General features: G+C 61.6%; 14 protein-coding genes. 6 read left to right on the top strand and 8 right to left on the bottom strand.

Annotated features, from left to right (window positions below; all coding sequences use genetic code 11):
• Positions 1-337 precede the first annotated feature (337 nt).
• Together M6G53_RS23975 and M6G53_RS23980 are read left to right on the top strand one after the other, a co-directional pair.
• On the top strand, positions 338-853 hold the full coding sequence (locus M6G53_RS23975; protein ID WP_253334984.1) for a GNAT family N-acetyltransferase: 516 nt from the start codon (positions 338-340) through the stop codon (positions 851-853).
• Positions 846-2,024 (top strand): P1 family peptidase, encoded by a 1,179-nt coding sequence (locus tag M6G53_RS23980; RefSeq protein WP_253334986.1) that lies wholly within the window; start codon positions 846-848, stop codon positions 2,022-2,024. The genes M6G53_RS23975 and M6G53_RS23980 overlap by 8 nt, the downstream gene beginning before the upstream one ends.
• A gap of 58 nt (positions 2,025-2,082) precedes the next feature.
• Here the strand turns inward: M6G53_RS23980 and iolE are convergent, their stop codons facing one another.
• From iolE to iolD, 4 genes are read right to left on the bottom strand one after another with little or no spacing between them, the layout of a single operon-like run.
• Complete coding sequence (gene iolE / locus M6G53_RS23985) at positions 2,083-2,979, bottom strand: myo-inosose-2 dehydratase (protein ID WP_253334988.1); 897 nt, start codon at positions 2,977-2,979, stop codon at positions 2,083-2,085.
• Positions 2,980-3,038: 59 nt separating this feature from the next.
• A complete protein-coding gene (locus M6G53_RS23990) occupies positions 3,039-3,923 on the bottom strand; it encodes a sugar phosphate isomerase/epimerase family protein (RefSeq protein WP_253334990.1) in 885 nt (294 codons plus the stop codon).
• Between the two features lie 40 nt (positions 3,924-3,963).
• Positions 3,964-4,977 carry a bifunctional inositol 2-dehydrogenase/D-chiro-inositol 1-dehydrogenase gene (iolG, locus tag M6G53_RS23995; protein WP_253334991.1) on the bottom strand — a complete coding sequence of 338 codons (1,014 nt, stop codon included), beginning with the start codon at positions 4,975-4,977 and terminating at the stop codon, positions 3,964-3,966.
• Between the two features lie 35 nt (positions 4,978-5,012).
• Positions 5,013-6,953 (bottom strand): 3D-(3,5/4)-trihydroxycyclohexane-1,2-dione acylhydrolase (decyclizing), encoded by a 1,941-nt coding sequence (gene iolD, locus M6G53_RS24000; RefSeq protein WP_253334992.1) that lies wholly within the window; start codon positions 6,951-6,953, stop codon positions 5,013-5,015.
• Between the two features lie 545 nt (positions 6,954-7,498).
• Between iolD and M6G53_RS24005 the strand changes: the two genes are divergently transcribed.
• The gene (locus M6G53_RS24005; RefSeq protein ID WP_253334993.1) at positions 7,499-9,430 is read left to right on the top strand and encodes a bifunctional 5-dehydro-2-deoxygluconokinase/5-dehydro-2-deoxyphosphogluconate aldolase; all 1,932 of its coding nucleotides are present in this window, start codon (positions 7,499-7,501) and stop codon (positions 9,428-9,430) included.
• A 203-nt stretch (positions 9,431-9,633) separates the two neighbouring features.
• Positions 9,634-10,470: a MurR/RpiR family transcriptional regulator gene (locus tag M6G53_RS24010; RefSeq protein ID WP_253334995.1), complete on the top strand. Its 837-nt coding sequence runs from the start codon at positions 9,634-9,636 to the stop codon at positions 10,468-10,470.
• Positions 10,471-10,511: 41 nt separating this feature from the next.
• Here M6G53_RS24010 and M6G53_RS24015 read toward each other — a convergent pair whose 3' ends face one another.
• From M6G53_RS24015 to M6G53_RS24030, 4 genes are all read right to left on the bottom strand, one after another.
• Entirely contained in the window at positions 10,512-10,850 is a 339-nt protein-coding gene (locus M6G53_RS24015) for a type II toxin-antitoxin system RelE/ParE family toxin (RefSeq protein ID WP_253334997.1), read from the bottom strand.
• 14 nt (positions 10,851-10,864) lie between these two features.
• A complete protein-coding gene (locus M6G53_RS24020; protein ID WP_033649358.1) occupies positions 10,865-11,134 on the bottom strand; it encodes a hypothetical protein in 270 nt (89 codons plus the stop codon).
• A gap of 174 nt (positions 11,135-11,308) precedes the next feature.
• The gene (iolB, locus tag M6G53_RS24025; RefSeq protein ID WP_253335000.1) at positions 11,309-12,130 is read right to left on the bottom strand and encodes a 5-deoxy-glucuronate isomerase; all 822 of its coding nucleotides are present in this window, start codon (positions 12,128-12,130) and stop codon (positions 11,309-11,311) included.
• A 77-nt stretch (positions 12,131-12,207) separates the two neighbouring features.
• Positions 12,208-13,713 (bottom strand): CoA-acylating methylmalonate-semialdehyde dehydrogenase, encoded by a 1,506-nt coding sequence (locus tag M6G53_RS24030; protein WP_253335001.1) that lies wholly within the window; start codon positions 13,711-13,713, stop codon positions 12,208-12,210.
• A gap of 555 nt (positions 13,714-14,268) precedes the next feature.
• Here M6G53_RS24030 and M6G53_RS24035 point away from each other — a divergent pair.
• Both M6G53_RS24035 and M6G53_RS24040 read left to right on the top strand, forming a co-directional pair.
• On the top strand, positions 14,269-15,711 hold the full coding sequence (locus tag M6G53_RS24035; RefSeq protein WP_253335003.1) for a sugar porter family MFS transporter: 1,443 nt from the start codon (positions 14,269-14,271) through the stop codon (positions 15,709-15,711).
• Positions 15,712-15,743: 32 nt separating this feature from the next.
• Positions 15,744-16,580: a TIM barrel protein gene (locus M6G53_RS24040; RefSeq protein WP_253335004.1), complete on the top strand. Its 837-nt coding sequence runs from the start codon at positions 15,744-15,746 to the stop codon at positions 16,578-16,580.
• Positions 16,581-16,725: the final 145 nt, after the last annotated feature.

Genomic DNA, 16,725 nt, shown 5'->3' on the forward strand with positions numbered 1-16,725 from the left:
TAAGATAAAGGTGATGAAGCGGATGGCTTATGGATACCGGGATAACGCTTACTTCTTCCTGAAAATCAAAGCAGCGTTCCCCGGTAAAACGCGATGAACCAAAAAAAAGCCAGCACCCGAGCTGGCTAAGTAAACACTGGAAGCAATGTGAGCAATGTCGTGCCTTCGCAGCGAGAGTATCAAGGGTTGATGCCCTCCCCGGAACGCATCGCAATAATAATCATTATCATTCGCACCTGTAAAGCGTTTTTTTTGACCCGTTCAAATAATATTGACTCAAGGCAGTAAACGGATAAATTCAGAGGTTATTCAACCGGTAAGCTACAGGAGCAGCAAGATGAGCGAGATCGTGATACGCCACGTGGAAACGACGGATGCCCAAGCCCTGCATCATCTTTATTCTCAGACGCCCGTCTACCGCGATACGCTGCAGCTCCCGCTACCGTCCGTCGAGTCCTGGCAGAAGCGCCTCGCCAATCCCGAGCCGGGCACGCATAACCTGGCGGCCTTCATCGACGGGCAGCTTGCCGGCCAGTTGGCCGTCATGCTGAATCAGCGCGTGCGCCGCCGTCACGTGGCCACCTTCGGCATCGGCGTCGATCCGCGCTACCACGGCAAAGGCGTCGGCGGCCGCCTGATGCAGGCGATGATCGACCTGTGCGACAACTGGGCGGCCATCGAGCGTATCGAGCTGACGGTGTTCACCGACAACCCGGCGGCCATTGCGCTGTACCGCAAATTCGGTTTCGAGATAGAGGGCACCAGCCGCGCCTATGCCATGCGCGACGGCGTATTGGTCGACGCCTACCATATGGCGCGTTTGCGCTCCGGGCAGCTGCACGGCGATGCGTAATCGTCCTCACACGCAGGGGCCGCTGCGCCGGCCCCTGTGCATCAACCGCCGAACCTTTTTACAGGCGCTGGCCTGCCTGACCGGTGTCGGCATGTTATCTCCCCTCACTACATTAGGTGCCGCTATGCCAACTTCCGCCGCCGGGCGCCCAGGCGCCCGCAACCTGATTACCGATGTGCCGGGCCTGAAGGTCGGCGTGGCGCAGGACAGCCGGGTGCGTACCGGCACGACGGTGATCCTGCCGGACAACCCGGCGATCGCCGCTGTGGACGTACGCGGCGGCGGCCCCGCCACCCGGGAAACCGACGCGCTGGGTGAAGACAATCTGGTACAGACCGTCGATGCGCTGACGTTCAGCGGCGGCTCGGTTTACGGCCTGGCGGCGGCGGACGGCGTCGCGGCCTGGCTGGGGCTACAGGGCCGAGGCTACGCGCTGCGCCCGGCACCCGGCGTGCCGGTCTCTCCTATCGTGCCCACCGCCTGCCTGTACGATCTGGCCAACGGCGGCGACAAAAACTGGCAGCTCACACCGCCGTATCGCCAGCTGGGCATCGATGCGGTCGGCAAGGCCGGGTTGGACTTTCCTCTGGGCACCGTCGGCGCCGGCTACGGCGCCATGACCGGCATGGGCACGTTGAAAGGCGGGCTCGGCTCGGCGTCTATCGTTGCCGCCAACGGCGCTACCGTCGGCGCACTGGTGGCGGTCAACAGTTTGGGTGCGGTAGTGGCCCCCGGCACCCGCGCCTTCTGGGCGACCCCCTATGAAATTGACGGTGAATTCGGCAACGGCGGCGCAGCGGCGCTGGCGCAACTGCGCGCGCAGGGCGAAGATTGGATGGAACAAGAGCCGCAGGGCGGCAGAAAGAACACCACCCTGGCCTGCGTCGCCACCGACCTGGCGCTGACGCGGGTGGAGTTGAAACGGGTGGCCATCATGGCGCAAGACGGCATGGCGCGCGCCATCCGCCCACTGCACAGCCCGTTTGACGGCGACGTGGTGTTCGCCTTGTCCACCGGGCAGCGCGAGGTTCAGGGCAGCCGCGAACTGGCGGTGCTGCAGATCGGCGCGCTGGCGGCGGACACCCTGGCCCGAGCGATCGCCCGTGGCGTACATGCCGCCACGCCGTGGCCCGGCAGCCAGGTCGCAACCTGGCAAACGCTCGGCGGCTAACACGCCGCCACCAAAAAAGGGGCGCTGGCGCCCCTTAATCATGATTAATCCTCGTCGCCTAAATGCCGGCGGTTTGCCGAATATAACGGCGCGCTTTTACCGCATACTCAAACGGGTTGGCCAGCGCCGGATCCTGCTCGGCCTCCACCACCATCCACCCTTTGTAACCGCGCTCGTCCAGCAGCTTGAACACCGGCCTGAAGTCGATCACGCCATCACCCGGCACGGTGAAGGTGCCCTTCTTCACGCCATCGAGGAAGCTCAACTGGTTGGCTTTCACTTCCGCCACCACCTCATCGCGCACGTCCTTCAGATGGACGTGGTTGATGCGCGGCAGATACTTCTCCAGGATCGCCATCATCGCCTGCTGGCTGCCTTCCGAATAGTAGGCGTGGCCGGTATCGAACAGCAGGTAGACGTCGTCGTTGACCATGCTCATGTAGCGATCGATTTCGGCCGTGGTCTGAATGCCGGTGCCCATGTGGTGGTGCAGGCAAACCTGCATGCCTTTGCCGGCGGCGATCTTCGCCAACTCGTTGTAACCGTCGGCCACCCGCTGCCACTCTTCATCGCTGAAGTACGGCTTCTCTTCGAACACGCCTTTGGTGGTGCCCTGAATACTCTTGCTCTGCTCGGAGCAGCCGATCACCCTGGCGCCCATGGCATGCAGGAAATTCATGTGGTTGATAAACTCGTCGATGGTCTTGTCTTTCTGGCCGTCGGCGAAAAAGGTGCTGAACCAGGCGTTGCAGATCTGGATGCCGCGAATATCCAGCATCGGTTTCAGCACCGCCGGATCGCGCGGGTATTTGCTGCCTACTTCGCTGCCGGTGAAGCCGGCCAGCGCCATTTCGCTGACGCACTGCTGGAAGGTATTCTCCTTGCCCAGATCGGGCATGTCGTCGTTGGTCCAGCCGATCGGCGCGATGGCCAATTTCACGTTGTCTTTATTCATGGTCTGCCTCGGTCCTTGGAGGGCCGCCGGTGCAAACGCCGCCGGCGAGCCGAATAAGATTATTTGCCCAACAGCTCTCTTTCGATGCGCTCTCTGGTCGCCACCGCCTGGCTCGGCATCTTTTCCGGGTAGCCGAACAGCGAGGTGCAGATGATCGATTCGCCGCCGACCTTGAAATTGCGGTTAGCATATTCCATGTCGCGCAGCGTCTGGAACAGGGCATCGAAATTCACCTCGCCTTCGCCGATGCCGACGTGCTGATGCACCGCGGCGTCAACGCCCGGCGGGTTGACGATATAGCGGCAGTGCTTGGTGTGATTCATGGTGTCGGCGATCAGCACGTGGGAAAGATCGTCCCCGGCGTACTGCAGCATGTCGGCCACGTCGCCCTGCCCCTTGTCGTAGTAGAAGGTGTGCGGCACGCTGTAGAGGTATTTGACGTGGTCGCTGCGCAGCGACTTCACCAGATCGGCAGTTTCGTTGCTCAGCTCGCAGAAGTCCCACGGGTGCGACTGGATCTCCATACGGATACCCTCGCGCTCGACGATCGGCAGCAGCTCCTCCATCGAGCGATACCACAGCTCCTCGCAGATCTCCGGTTCGTTGGGGTTGCCCGCCAGTTCGGTGTTAATCACCTGCACCCCCATTTCCACCGCGATTTCGATCATCCGCCGCCAGTTTTTGACCGCCGCCTGGCGGCGATCTTCCCCCGGCCCGGACCAGCGATACACCACGATAAATGAGGAGATCTCCACGCCGGTCGCTTTCAGGGCGTTTTTATACTCCGCCATGATTTCGCGGCTGGCCTTCGGATGCTTGTAAAACGGGTTGATCTGCGGGTGCGGCGACTGCTCGATGTATTTGTAGCCCCAGTCCGCCACCTGCTGCACCATTTTGGTCACGCCCAAATCCCGTATAACGTCGACATCAAAAGCGATCTTCATGGTCACTCCTCTGCAATCGTAGCTATGGGGGACAAGCCGATTATTTGTTGTAGAACACCGGGCGCGCCGGCAAGGTCACCGGCACAATCTCGCCGCTGAGCTGGGCCGCCACGCAGGCGTCGGCGGTCACCGCGGCGGCGTAGCCGTCCCAGGCGGAAGGCCCGGTCAGCTTGCCCGCAGCCACGTCGTTGATGAAACCCTGCAGCTCGACGTCATAGGCGTCGATAAAGCGATCTTTCCAGTCGGTCAGGATTTCGGTCGACAGGCGGGCGCCGCTGCGCATCTGCACCGAAGACGGCTCCGGCAGTTTGGCGATGCCGGTTTCCCCCACCACTTCGCACTGAATGTCGTAGCCGTACTGGCAGTTGACGAAGATTTCGACGTCGATGCGCGTACCTTTGGCGGTTTCAAACAGCACAATCTGCGGATCTTTCAGGTGCGGGAACGCCTTCGGGCTCTTACGCGGGAACACCACCTGCACCGACACATAGTCATCGTCGAGCAGCCAACGCAGCACGTCGATTTCGTGGATCAGGGTGTCGGTGATCGCCATATCGGTGGTGTAGGCCTCGCCGACCGTCGGGTTGCGGTGCGCGCAGTGCAGCATCAGCGGTTCGCCGATCTGGCCGCTGGTCAGCACCTGTTTCAACGCGCGATAGCCCTGGTCATAAGGGCGCATAAAGCCGACCTGCACCAGCCGCTTGCCGTGTTTCGCTTCGGCATCGACGATGTTTTTGCAGCCCTGCGCGGTCACCGCCAGCGGCTTCTCGCAGAACACCGGTTTGCCGGCGGCGATGGCCGCCAGCACGAACTCTTCGTGGCTCGGCCCCCAGGAAGTGACCAGCACCGCCTGCACGTCGGCAGCCTTGATCAGATCGTGGCCGTTGTCATACACCCGCGCATCCAGCTGCAGATCGCTCACCACCTTGGCGGCGTTGTCGCGGTTGATGTCGTTTACCGCCACCACGCGGGCGCCCTGCAACACGTTGCTGCAGCGACGGATATGATCGCGGCCGATGGCGCCGGTGCCGATAACCCCAATGTTCAATGTCATTTTCGCTACCCTCGAGATTTATGTATGAAAACGAATCAGTAATCGCGCGCCTTATCGATGTTTTCCTGCAGCTTGCGCGCCACTGCGACGATTTTCTCGCTGTCGGCCACCTGAGCGCCGCCCACACGCCACCAGCTGAGATACTTGTGCACCATGGTCTTCGGCAGCACCTTGATGTCCAGCAGCGTGGACAGGGTTTGCCTGCGGGCGTCGGCCAGCGCGTCGAGCAGTTGCTGCTCGGTAGTGACGCGATAGGTTTTACAGCCGTAAGCCGCCGCCAGCATGGCGAAATCGACCGGCACCAGCTTGCCGTCGAGCTTGTCGCCCTCTGGATTGCGGAAGCGGAATTCGGTGGTGTAGCTGTCCATGCCGTGCTCCATCTGCAGGTTGTTGATGCAGCCGTTGGTCATGTTGTCGAACAGCACCACGTTGATTTTGCAGCCTTCCTGAATCGAGGTGACCAGTTCGGAATGCAGCATCATGAACGCGCCGTCGCCCACCATTGCGTACACCTCGCGCTGCGGCTCGGCCAGCTTGACCCCCAGCGCGGCGTTCACCTCGTACCCCATGCAGGAGTAGCCGTATTCCACGTGGTAGCCGTGCTCACCGTGGGTGTGCCACACCCGCTGCAAGTCGCCCGGCAGGCTGCCGGCGGCAGCGACGATCACGCTGTCCGGCGGCAGCTCGCGGTTCAGCACCCCCAGCACCCGGCTCTGGGTCAGCGCGGAATCGGTCTGGGCGATAAATTCGGCGAACACCCGCTCACGGTCGAGATGATCGTCGATCTCCGGCACAAAGCCTGCGCCGCCGTATTCCACCGCATAAACCCGCGCGGTCTCTTCACGCTGGGCACCACGCGCCGCGGCGATGGCGTCGCCCCAGCCGGCGCGGTACGCGGCCTGTGCCAGCCGTGCGCCCAATGCGTTCAGGGCCTCGCGGGCATCCGCCAACACCTGCACACCGTCGAGCTTGCCGGCGTCAAAGGCGCTGACATTGATATTGAGGAAGTTGACGTCCGGGTGTTGGAACAGCCATTTGGACGAGGTGGTGAAATCGGTGTAACGGGTACCGACGCCGATCACCAGATCGGCCTGCCGGGCCAGCGTGTTGGCCGCCAGGCAGCCGGTTTCGCCGATGCCGCCGAGGTTGAATTCATGGTCGCTCGGCACCGTGCCTTTGCCGGCCTGGGTCTCGGCGAACGGAATGCCGAAGCGTTCGGCGAATTCGCGCAGCGCCCGCCCGGCCTGCGAGTACTTCACGCCGCCGCCGCACACCAGCAGCGGTTTGCGCTTGGCGGTCAGCAGCGCCAGCGCGTCCGCCAGCATACCGTCGGTCGCCGGGCGGCGATCGAGCCGATGCACGCGTTTTTGGAAGAAATAGTCGGGATAGTCGTAGGCTTCACCCTGCACGTCCTGCGGCAGGCACAGCGTCACCGCGCCGGTATCCGCCGGATCGGTCAGCACGCGCATCGCGTTGATGCAAGCGCTCATCAGCTGCTCCGGCCGCACGATGCGGTCCCAGTATTTGCTCACCGCGCGGAACGCGTCGTTGGTGCTGATGCTGAGATCGTAAGCCTGCTCGATTTGCTGCAGCACCGGATCCGGCTGGCGGGAGGCGTAAACGTCGCCCGGCAGCAGCAATAAAGGAATGCGGTTGGCGGTGGCGGTGGCCGCGGCGGTGACCATGTTGGCGGCGCCGGGGCCGACCGATGAGGTGCAGGCGTAGATCTGCCGGCGCAGCTTCTGTTTGGCGAAGCCGATCGCCGCGTGGGCCATGCCCTGCTCGTTGCGGCCCTGATGTACCCGCAGCTCGCCGCTATCCTGTTCCAGCGCTTGCCCCAGCCCCAGCACGTTGCCGTGGCCGAAAATCGCGAAAATGCCCGCGACGAACTTGGTTTCCACGCCGTCGGCCAGCAGATACTGGTTATCGAGAAATCTGACGAGCGCCTGCGCCATGGTTAGCCTGATCTTGCCCATTTACTCACCCTTTAGATTGAGGGCCGCCCCGGAAAGGGCTCGCGCCGAGCCGACAATCCCGTGTTGGTGTTACGCGGCGGCAGCTATTATCTTGAGCAGGCGATGCCCGCTGCTCACGAAGTCGACAACCTGAAACGTGAAGCGATTATAAACAAATATATTTTTCATAAAATCACATTACAGAAGAAACATTTCATTTTGCGATAAAGATCGCATATTGCATGAAAAGCCCGTTTCATCTCGCGGTTCATCCTTCACTGACTTCGCGCCGCGCAATGGCGGGTGACCACCGTCAGCACTCAGGATGGCAACCTTTTATCCTATCCTCGCACTCCTTTTCAGCGCGCGCCTGGCGGCCCTTCCGTGGCCGTTTCACCGCCTTTTCCACCCCTTTGCCGATGTTTTAAATGCATCACATTTTTGGGATGTAAATTTCATTCCATATTGAAATTGAAATTTTCATTCCCCATACTGTCTTCATGCATCCTGCAAGGCGCCACGCTCGGGCCGCCGCCGGAGTTTTGCTTAAACAGAAGGAAACGGGTATGGCTACACAAGAAAAACAGCTTGATGTCATTTGTCTCGGGCGCATCGCCGTCGATTTCTATGCTCAGCAGATCGGCGCGCGGCTGGAAGACGCCGGCACATTCGCCAAATACCTCGGCGGTTCCTCCGGCAACGTGGCCTACGGCACCGCCATTCAGGGGTTAAAATCCGGCATGCTGGCGCGCGTCGGCGACGAGCACATGGGCCGCTTTCTGCGTGAAGAGCTACAGCGCGTCGGGGCCGATACCCGCTGCCTCATCACCGACAAGCAACGATTAACCGGCCTGGTGATCCTCGGCATCAAGGATCAGGAAACCTTCCCGCTGATCTTCTACCGCGAAAACTGCGCGGACATGGCGCTGACGCCGGACGACATCGACGAGGCCTACATCGCTTCCTCGCGCGCGCTGGCCATCACCGGCACGCACCTGTCGCACCCGAACACCCGTGCCGCGGTGCTGAAGGCGCTGGAATACGCGCGCCGCCACGGCCTGCGCGCCGCGCTGGACATCGATTACCGCCCGGTACTGTGGGGGTTGACGTCGCTGGGCGACGGCGAAACCCGCTTTGTGGAATCGGACCAGGTAACCCGTGAGCTGCAGGAGGTGCTGCACCATTTCGATCTGATCGTCGGCACCGAAGAGGAGTTTCACATCGCCGGCGGCAGCACCGACACGCTGACGGCGCTGAAAAACGTGCGCCGGGCCACGGCGGCCACGCTGGTGTGCAAGCGCGGCGCGCAGGGTTGCTCGGTGTTCGAAGGCGAGATCGCCGACGACTGGGCGCAGGTGAAGCTGCACGCCGGCGTGCGGGTTGAGGTGCTGAACGTGCTGGGGGCCGGCGACGCCTTTATGTCCGGCCTGCTGCGCGGCTACCTGAACGATGAGGGCTGGGATCAGGCCTGCCGTTACGCCAACGCCTGCGGTGCATTGGTGGTCTCACGCCACGGGTGCGCGCCGGCCATGCCGACCAAACGGGAGCTGGACGACTACCTGCTGCGCGAACGGCAGGTCACGCGCCCGGACCGCGACGCACACCTGAACCACCTGCACCGGGTAACCACCCGCAAGCAGCAATGGCCGGAACTGTGCGTGTTCGCTTTCGATCACCGCAAGCAGCTGGCGGACATGGCGCGTGAAGCCGGCGTCGGCGAGGAACGCATTCCGCGTCTGAAAACCCTGCTGCTCACCGCAGCGCAACAGGCTGCCGCGCAGGCCGGCCTCAACGGCAACAGCGGCATTCTGGCCGACACCACCTACGGGCAGGCGGCGTTGAACGAGATCACCGGCCAGGGATGGTGGATCGGCCGGCCGGTGGAGCTGCCCAGCTCGCGCCCGCTGCGCCTGGAGCACGGCAATATCGGCTCGCAATTGATCGACTGGCCGCAGGAGCACGTGGTGAAGTGCCTGGTGTTTTATCACCCGCACGACGCGGCGGAACTGCGCCGCGAGCAGGATGCGCTGATCGCCGACGTCTACCGCGGCTGTTGCAAATCCGGCCACGAGCTGCTGCTGGAAGTGATCCTGCCGGACAACAACCCCGACAAGGACGAACGCCATTACCTGGAGATGATTGAACACTTCTACCGGTTAGGCATTCAGCCGGACTGGTGGAAACTGCCGCCGCTGAGCGCGGAAAACTGGCGGCGGGTCGGCGCGCTGATCGACACCTGCGATCCCTTCTGCCGCGGCGTGCTGATCCTGGGGCTCGACTCCCCGGAAGCGGTGCTGAAGGCGGGCTTTGCCGCCGCTGCGGATGCGCGCTGGGTGAAAGGTTTCGCCGTCGGCCGCACCATCTTCGGCCAGCCTTCGCGCCGCTGGTTGCAGGGGGAAATCGACGACGCGGCCCTGATCGAGCAGGTGAAACAAAAATACCTGACGCTGATCGGTTTCTGGCGCCAGTACCGTCCGCAGGCGAGCGGCGCGCACTGACAGCGAGCGCGAGTTCACGTCCCCTTAAGGCCATTTCGCCGCTTTAAGGGGATTTTTTTGCCCCTTTTCTGTGAAGTCGCGCAATGTGCGATCGAATAAATCGCTTTTTGAGGAAATGAAATTTCCGCTCCGTCTGTTAAAATACCCTGTCAATATTTCAGGCGTCAGGCCAATGCGCCTTCACCCCACTGCGAGCCGAATGGATGAACAACCCAACTCAACTTTCGCTGTTACAGGACGAGATCCGCCACCGTTATGAAACGCTGAGCAAGCGTTTGAAGCAGGTGGCGCGCTATATTTTGGATAACAGTAACAGCATCGCTTTCGATACCGTTGCCTCCATCGCCGCACAGGCCAGTGTACCGCCTTCCACCCTGATCCGTTTCGCCAACGCTTTCGGCTTCAGCGGCTTCAACGAAATGAAGCAGGTGTTCCGTCAGCATCTGATGGAAGAGACGGTCAACTACACCGAGCGCGCGCGCCTGTTCCGCCAAACCTCCACCGACGACAACGTCGCGCCGGAGAAACCGGCGGAAATTCTCAACGTATTCACCATGGTCAACGCGCAGGCGCTGCAGCAGCTGGCGATGCAGATCGCCCCCGAGCAGCTGGATCGCGCCGTCGAGCTGCTCAACAACGCCGATAACATCTACGTGATCGGCCTGCGCCGTTCGTTCAGCGTCGCCTCCTATCTCACCTATGCGCTGCGCCATCTTGAGCGCCGCGCGTTTCTGATCGACGGCCTGGGCGGCATGTTCACCGAACAGCTGAGCATGGTGAAACCGAAGGACGTGGTGATCGCCATCAGCTATTCGCCGTACGCCCGCGAAGCGGTGGAACTGGTGGAACTGGGCGCCAAGCGCGGTGCGCAGCAGATCGCCATCACCGACAGCCAGGTCAGCCCGCTGGCCGCCTTCAGCGACGTCTGTTTCGTGGTGCGCGAAGCGCAGGTGGACGGCTTCCGCTCGCAGGTGGCTTCGATGTGCCTGGCGCAGACGCTGGCGGTCTCGCTGGCGCTGAATAACGCCCGGGACGAGTAAGGCTGAGGTGAACGCGCCCGACAGGCTCGGGCGCGGCGGGATTATTGCAGCAACAAATAGCGGTAGAGCACGCTTTCCAGATCCTGCTTCATGCTGATGAAGAGCAGAATCTCCACCGTCTGGCCGTCGTAGTCATAGATGACGCAGTATTCGCTGTCGGGATCCAATCGTTCGTGCAACCGCACTCCCATGCTTGCCAGCACGGCGTTGAAGCGGTAGCGGGCAGGATCGTCGGCAATTGCCGCGAGGGACGATAACAACAGATTATCCACGAACACCCCGGCGGCGGCGGCCCCTATTGTTCCGCTCTTATAAGACTCGATGTCTTTCAGGCTCCATTCCGCCGCCGGCGCGACGGTAAAACGTATTTCCTGGGGCATCCTGCACCTCGGGCCTATTTCCGCGCGTCGCGCAGCCGCTGCAAGGTTTCTTCGGGCGACAGACCACGCTGATTTTTAATCTCTTGCTTCGCCAGCATAGTCAGTTTCAACAACGCGTTGGACTGGCGCTCCAGATTGCGTTCCCGAATTTCGGCCTCTCTCTCAGCCGCCGTTTGCACAAACAGCTCGGCAACACCGTTTTTTGTGACGTAAACCCCGCCTTCAAACAGATCGGGCGAACCTAATCCTTCGCGCGCCGCTTTTTGGGACATGGTGGTCGTCATGGTTTTTCCTCCTGTGCATAGGCAATCACGCTGTATCACAGCGGTTCTTTGGATTCACTCAGCCAGAGAGCGATCGCGTGCGGACAGGTTATCATTTGAGCAAGAGGGAGGGAAAATTTAGGTCAAATTTTTACCCTAATAAAGAGAAAGCCCGGCAAGCCGGGCCTCAAGCGCTTATTGCGCGGCGGGATAGGCGTCGCCGTTAATCCAGGCGTGGTCTTTTTCCCAGGTGAATTTCCACTGCCGCACCGGCCCGGCCATCACGTTGAGATAATAGTTGTCGTAGCCTGCCAGGGTCGCCACCGGATGATAACCACGCGGCACTTTCACCACGTCGCGATTGTAGACCGGCATGCACTCGTCGAGCATGCGATCGTCGGTATAGACACGCTGCATGCAGAACCCCTGCTCCGGCTGAATGCGGTGATAATACGTCTCTTCGAGATAGGTTTCGTCCGGCGAGTCTTCCCGATCGTGCTTGTGGCTCGGGTAGGAACTGGTGTTGCCCTCGTCGGTGTAAACCTCCACCACCAGCAGGCTGTCGGCCGGCTCGCTGTCCGGCAGAATGTTGTGCACCAACCGCTGGTTACGCCCCTTGCCGCGCCGCTCCACGCCGATATCCGCCGGCGTGATCAGCCGTGAGGGCAGGTGGCCGCTGCCAGGCGCGCTGCACACCGCCAGCTCCAGATCGGTTTCTGCCCGCACGTCGATGCGATCGTGATGCGGCACATACACCGCGTAAGGCGGCGTGCGCTCGAACGGGCTCATGCGCTTGCCGATATGCGGGTACTCGGCGCGCAGCGTGGCGACGGAGGCGATACCGGCCACCAGCACCAGGCACAGCTCCTTATCGCCACACTCAAGCTGCAACAACTGCCCGGCGGCCAGGCGATAAACCTCAAAGCCGACATAGCGCCAACCGGCATTTTCCGGCGTCACGTGCTGGATGCGCCCCTCGGCGTTCGGCGTCTGACATTTGGCAAGCAGTGAAGACATCTCGATTCTCCTGTTCATGATTCGTGCAAAGGCCGCTGCCCCGAAGGAGCAACGGCCTGGCCTGAATATGACAGCGCTTAACCCAGCGTCGGCATGCTGAATTCGGACACCGTCTGCTGCCCGGCCGGCCAGCGCGCGGTGGCGGTCTTCATACGGGTGTAGAAGCGCACGCCGTCGGTGCCGTGCACGTTCAGCGCGCCGAACACCGAGCGCTTCCAGCCGCCGAAGCTGTGGAACGCCATCGGCACCGGTACCGGCACGTTGACGCCGACCATCCCGGCCTGCACTTCTTGCACGAACTGGCGCGCGTAGTGGCCGTTGCCGGTAAAGATGGCGCTGCCGTTGCCGAACTCGTGGCCGTTCACCGTGTCGATGGCGGTACGGTAATCCGGCACCCGCACGATGCCCAGCACCGGCCCGAAGATCTCTTCGCGGTAGATGCGCATGTTCGGTTTCACATGGTCGAACAGCGTGCCGCCGACGTAGTAGCCTTCAGGGTAGCCCGGTACCTGATAATTGCGGCCGTCGGCCACCAGGGTGGCGCCTTCTTCCACGCCCAGATCGATGTAGCCCAGCACCTTCTTCTGGTGGGCGGACGACACCAGCGGCCCCATTTCATTCTCTTCGCCGCCCTGCTGCAAGCCCGGCCCGACGCGCAGCTGCGCGATCAGCGGCTTTAATTTGGCGATCAGTGTGTCGGCGGTATCGTCACCGACCACCACGGCGATCGGCAGCGCCATGCAGCGCTCGCCGGCGGAGCCGAACGCGCCGCCCATCAGCGCGTTGACCGTGGCGTCCAGATCGGCGTCCGGCATGACGATCGCCTGGTTCTTCGCCGCGCCGAACGCCTGCACCCGCTTGCCGTGCGCGCTGGCGGTGGTGTAGATATGTTCCGCCACGGTGGAGGAGCCGACGAAGCTCACCGCCTGAATGCGCGGATCGGTGCACAGCTGCGCCGCGTCTTCATTGGCGCAGTGCACCACGTTGAACACGCCGTCCGGCAGGCCGGCTTCTTTCAGCAGCTCCGCCAGGCGCACCGAGGCCGAAGGCACCAGCGCCGGCGGCTTAAGGATGAAGGTGTTGCCGCAGGCCAGCGCGATAGGGAACATCCACATCGGCACCATCGCCGGGAAGTTGAACGGGGTAATGCCCGCCACCACGCCCAGCGGCTGCATCAGCGAGAAGCTGTCGACACCGCTGCCGACGTCCGGCGAATACTCCCCCTTGATCAGATGCGGGATACCGCAGGCGAATTCGACCACTTCCATGCCACGCGTCAGTTCGCCCAGCGCATCCGAGTACACTTTGCCGTGCTCGCTGACGATAAGCTCGGCCAGCTCGTCGCGGTGCTGTTCCAGCAGCGCCTTGAAATTGAACATGATGCGCGCGCGGCGCAGCGGCGTGGTGCGCGACCAGTCGGCAAACGCCCGATGTGCCACGTCGATGGTCTGTTTGACTTCGGCGGCGGTGCTCTGCGTGACGCGCCGCTCAACCTGCCCGCTGGCCGGGTTGTGCACGTCGACGGTTTGATTACTGCTGCTCAGGCACACCTGCCCGTCAATAAAGTTACCCACGGTTTTCATGTCACGCCCTCTTTTCAAGTCCGCTGTCGCCTGGCCACAAGCCGGCGGCGCGGCGTTAATCGTCCCGCTCGCCAAACCCCGTCGGCAAGCCGGCTAAATCCTGACCGGATGCAGCAAACTCTATTTCATTGAAAAAAAAGTTTCAAATAAATTGTTTTGGAAAATTTATTTTTAGTGCGTGAGGTCGCAATTTTACTTTGTCGATCGGGCAAGCGCTTTCATTAACCTGCCGAAGAAAGCGCAACGGCGGAGAAGAAACCCAGGGTAATGCACACTGACTTTGCTACAGAAAACCCGCACTGCGCCGGCCCTGCCGCCGTTACCGCCTGCCCCCGTTCGCCAAGGTGCCCGAATCGCTCGCGACGGTTTTTTTTGAACTGGATCTAAAAATCAATATTCCATTATTCACTAATTATGAAATAAATGTTCTTGTTTGTTCCAGCATTTATCGACGACATCGCCTTGATGACAGGCACGGTTCACACCCTTCCGCTCGCCCTCTTCCCGACACCCCAACCGTGCGGACGGAAGCCAGGATAAAAATCGGAGCAACACATGTCATATCAGCGTAAGCACAATACCGGCTACATATTGCGAATTTGCGGCATCGCCGCCCTGGGCGGCATTCTGTTCGGCTACGATACCGCCGTGATCTCCGGCGCGATCGAAGCGTTGAAAACCTATTTCAGTCTCAGCCCGGCCGAAACCGGTTGGGCGGTCTCCAACGTGGTGATCGGCTGCGTGGTCGGCGCCTTCGCCGCCGGGCCGCTGGCGGCGCGCTGGGGCCGTAAAAAGGCGCTGATGCTGGCGGCGCTGCTGTTCACCGTGTCCGCCGTCGGCGCGGCCTTGGCCCCGACCTTCACCTGGTTCGTCATCTACCGCATCATCGGCGGGCTGGCGGTCGGCATTGCCGCCACCGTATCGCCGATGTACATGTCGGAAGTGTCGCCGAAAGACATGCGCGGGCGGGCGCTCAGCATGCAGCAGTTCGCCATCGTCTTTGGCCAGATCGTGATTTTCTACGTCAACTTCAAAATCGCCAGCCTCGCCAGCGAAGCCTGGCTGGTGGAGATGGGCTGGCGCTGGATGTTCGCCTCGGGCGTGATCCCCTGCATCCTGTTCTGCATCCTGGTGTTCGTCATTCCTGAATCGCCGCGCTGGAACGTAATGATGGGGCGCGACGATCAGGCGCTGGCGATGTTGACCAAGGTCTCGAATGCCGCCCACGCGCAGAATCTGCTGAAAGAAATCAAAGACTCGCTGCAGCAGGATCAACGGCAGCAGCACCGGAAGCTGAACTACGGCGATGTGCGGGTGCGTTTCATCCTGTTCGTCGGCTGCATGATCGCCATGTTGCAGCAGGTGACCGGCGTCAACGTAATGATGTATTACGCGCCGGTGGTGCTGAAAACCGTCACCGAAAACGCGCAGGAAGCGCTGTTCCAGACCATCTGGATCGGCGTACTGCAGCTGGTCGGTTCGGTCATCGGCGCCATGCTGATGGATCGCATGGGCCGCATTCCCTTGATGCGTTACGGCACGCTGGGTGCCATCGCCGGCCTGCTGCTCACCTCGTACGCGCTCTACACCCAGGCCACCGGCTATTTTGCGCTGTTCGGCATGCTGTTCTTCATGGTGTTTTATGCGCTGTCCTGGGGCGTCGGCGCCTGGGTGCTGGTGTCGGAGATCTTCCCGAACCGCATGCGCGCGCAGGGAATGAGCATCGCCGTCGGCTGCATGTGGGTCGCCAACTTCGCGGTGTCGCAGTCGTTCCCGATGATCAACGACCACCCGTATCTGTTCTCGCATTTCCACGGCGCCTTCCCGATGTGGATCTTCGCCGCCTGCTGCCTGTTCAGCTACTGGTTCATCGGCCGCTACATTCCGGAAACCAAAGGCGTCTCGCTGGAAAAAATGGAGCAGGTGGTGCTGGCCAAACGCCACCGTCACCCCCTGCCCGACGGCAAGCCGCTGCCGCTGGAAAACGGCAAATCCTGATCTCTCACCCCTGACCGCTGGAGTAATGCCTCATGACCCTTGCGCTGGACCGCTTCTGCATTAACCGCAAGATCGCGCCGAATCTCGATCTGGACAGTTTTTTCCGCCTGGTGAAACGCTGCGGGCTCAGCAAAGTTGAGCTGCGCAACGACATGCCCAGCGGCAAGGTAACTGACGATCTGAGCGACGCGCAGCTCAACGCGCTCGCCGCGCAATACGGCATCGAGATCGTCACCATCAACGCCCTCGGCATGTTCAATCGGGTAGACGACCCGGCGGCGCTGCTACAGCGCGCCGAAGCGTTGCTGGCGCAGGCGCAGGCCATCCACAGCCGGGCGCTGGTGCTGTGCCCGCACTGCAGCGCCGATGACAAGCGCAGCGAGCAGCAAAAACGCGACGACACCCTCGCGGCGTTGCGGTTGCTGGCGCCGCTGTTTGCGCGCTATGGCGTGCAGGGGTACGTCGAGCCGCTGGGCTTCGGCATCAGCTCGCTGCGATCGTCGCTGCTGACCCAGGCGCTCATCCGCGATTCGTGCGCGCCGTACCGCATCGTGCTCGATACGTTCCACCACTATCTGAGCGATGTGACGCAGGCCGACTTCGATGCGCAAATCCAGGTGGCGCAGATCGGCCTGGTGCATCTGTCCGGCGTGGAGGATGGGCGGGATAAAGGCGCGCTGAGCGACGAAGAGCGCATTATGCTGAGCGCAGGCGATCGGCTGGAGAGCCGCCGCCAGGTGCAGAACCTGGAACGCCTGGGCTACACCGGCGTCTATGCCTTCGAGCCCTTCTCTTCGCAGCTGGACAGCTGGAGCGAGGCGGATATCGAACGGGAAATCAGCCACAGCATCGCCCTGCTGCAAGGGTAAAAAAAACGGCCTCCGCGGAGTAATGCCGTTCACTTAAGCCTCACGTGACTTATAGCTGAATGGATATTTAGGCGGAACATAAAGCACCGAACGATCATATCTTCGGTGCTTTCTTTTTTCCGGCAGAATGAAGGCCTTTACGTTT

Source organism: Serratia nevei (genome assembly GCF_024160145.1).
GTDB classification, from domain to species: Bacteria; Pseudomonadota; Gammaproteobacteria; order Enterobacterales; family Enterobacteriaceae; genus Serratia; species Serratia nevei_A.